General features: G+C 42.1%; 1 protein-coding gene. It reads right to left on the bottom strand.

The genetic code is table 11. The features are described 5' to 3' along the window. Positions 1–228 (bottom strand): mucin-binding protein (locus A0765_RS10495; protein WP_179856164.1); only part of this gene is annotated, 228 nt, incomplete at both ends.

The following is a 228-nucleotide window of genomic DNA, read 5'->3' as shown; positions in this document are numbered from 1 at the left end:
TTCTTCCAATTGAACAGTGAAGTTTTGGTCCTTGCTTGCATCATCATCAAAGTTTTGTGGATCCTTGAACTCATCGTTCACAACCTTGTAACCTTGGTTAGTCAATTCTTTCAACTTCGCAAGGTATTGGTCACGGCTAATTGGTTCACCTGACTTACCGCCTTCTGAGATCTTCGCCAATTCTTTCTTAGCTTGGTCTACGAAGGTGATGGTTGCTTTTTGATCAGC

Source organism: Streptococcus cristatus (assembly GCF_001588905.1).
GTDB lineage: Bacteria > Bacillota > Bacilli > Lactobacillales > Streptococcaceae > Streptococcus > Streptococcus cristatus_N.
The sequence above is the reverse complement of the archived record's forward strand: the minus strand, read 5'-3'. Positions and strand labels throughout refer to the sequence as shown.